The organism is Variovorax sp. P4_D9, assembly GCF_056401695.1.
This window is the reverse complement of the sequence record NZ_JBFUIU010001273.1, coordinates 1-1,846: the sequence shown is the minus strand read 5'-3', so window position 1 is coordinate 1,846 and position 1,846 is coordinate 1. Positions and strand designations below refer to the sequence as shown.

Genomic DNA, 1,846 nt, shown 5'->3' with positions numbered 1-1,846 from the left:
GTCATGCAGTTCGAAGAGTCTTTGGGGAAGCTGGGTCCATTTGGCATAGGCCTCCGACAGCGCCTTCACGTCGGACGCATCCTCAGAGTTCCAGGTCCTGGCGAGGCCCTGCAGAGTGCGAAGGCGCTCTTCGAAGTCTGTCTTTGCCTCTTTGTACTTGGCGATGTCCGAAGGGTCACCGAAGATCAGGTACCCGCGAACGCGGAGTTGCATTTGCAGGAGGCTCGCCTGAGCTTGCTCGGAAGTCAGGGATGCCGGCAGCCGCGTGGTCTGTGCAGTATGGATGTCGCGCGTGACCGACTGGGAAGTGACAATGCCGACAAGCACGACAAGGCACGTGACCCCCGCCATGGCCGCAAACGCGAAGGCCAAGCGAGGGCCGATGCCGACGAGGCGGAACACTACGGTGCCTTTACGGCCCTGATGGGGATCAGGCCAAGAGAGGCGATGTATGAGCGTCTTTGCCTGTCGCGGCCCAGCCGCAAGGTGATTTCGTCGAAGTCGACTGCCGTTGCCTGCAGGGCAGCCTCCGGCGTCAGCTGACCGCTGGTTGCTTCAGCGAGATGCGCATCCAAGGCCTGCCAATAGCTGAAGGCTCCGGGGATGCGGAGATACGGGAACTGAAGAGGGTTGGAAAACGACTCCGAGTAGGCGCTGAGATAATCCCTGATGTCAGACTCGTTCCAGTTGAGTCGGACATAGTTTTCAACCGTTGCCGTGCCGTGTGGCGCTAGCATTTGACTGGTGCGGCCTGGGTCGATCCCGTCCCAACCACGAGCAGCGTAGACAAGGGCCTTTTCCTTGGTGCCCATGAGGGCGAGCAAGTAGTAGGCAGCCTCGGGTGACTTGGCGGTACGCGAGATGACACCAGCCCATGATCCGCCGACGGTGTTGCCGACGACGTTTCGCGAGTTCGTCTGTACCCATCGCTGGCCTGGGATGCTGTAGTACCGCATCGTGCCCGGTATGGGAGCGACGCCGAGTTTGCCCTTGACCTTGCTGCCCTCTTCCTGCGAGAGACCACCAAGGTCGCCCCATGTGAACGTCAGGGCTGCCTGACCGGACAGGAAGCAGTCCCAGGTCTTGCCCAAGTCCCAATCGAGCATCTCTTTGGGACCAAACTTCACCAGGTTCACGAAGTCGTTGAGCGCCTGGACATGCCCGGGGCTCTGGATGAGAGGGGCCATGGTTCGGGGGTCGAACCAGTAGAGCTTGTTGTTCTCAGGACCCACAACGTAGGGTGCCGAGAACGACATGAAATGAAACATGGCCTGCGACCCGGCGCGCAGGGGCATCGTCAGACCGTAGCCGGGCTGACCGTCACCGTTGAGGTCCTTGCCGGTGAAATACTCCGCGACGTCGCGGAACTGACTCATGGTCTGGGGTACGTCAAGGTCATACCCGTACCTGGCCTTGAAGGCCGCCTTGTGCTTGGGGTCGGCGAGCAAGTCGCGTCTGTAGTACATGACCTGGCCATCGTGGTCGTTGGCGACCATGTACTTCTTGCCCGCGTAGCTCAATAGCGCGCGGGGCGCGGGCAGGACGTCCTGGATGTCCCAACGCGGAAAGCGTGGATCTCTGTAGTACTTGTCGTACGAAAGGATGAAGCCGGACTCGACAAGTTCGCCAAGCCACCATGCCCCGGCTATGGAGATGTCGTACTTGCCGGACTGAGAAGCTGAGAGTCTTTCGATTTTCCGCTGAAGGCAGTGCGGAGCAACGCGCAGGAAGCTCGCGAAGCAAATTGGGTCGAAAGCATCACCGAGGTGCCAAGTCGAGGGCGTAGGCACTCGCCGAGGGCGCTGAGCGCCGCTTCAGGGCACGCCCCTCATACCGCCTTTGGGGC

At 60.8% G+C, this 1,846-nt stretch carries 2 protein-coding genes; both read right to left on the bottom strand.

Going from position 1 to position 1,846, the window contains the following annotated elements; all coding sequences use genetic code 11:
• The coding region (locus tag AC1DY5_RS53860) for a CHASE3 domain-containing protein (protein ID WP_478122396.1) at positions 1-402 on the bottom strand (402 nt) is incomplete at its 3' end.
• Positions 402-1,790: an extracellular solute-binding protein gene (locus AC1DY5_RS53855; RefSeq protein WP_478122395.1), complete on the bottom strand. Its 1,389-nt coding sequence runs from the start codon at positions 1,788-1,790 to the stop codon at positions 402-404. The genes AC1DY5_RS53860 and AC1DY5_RS53855, both read right to left, overlap by 1 nt.
• Positions 1,791-1,846: the final 56 nt, after the last annotated feature.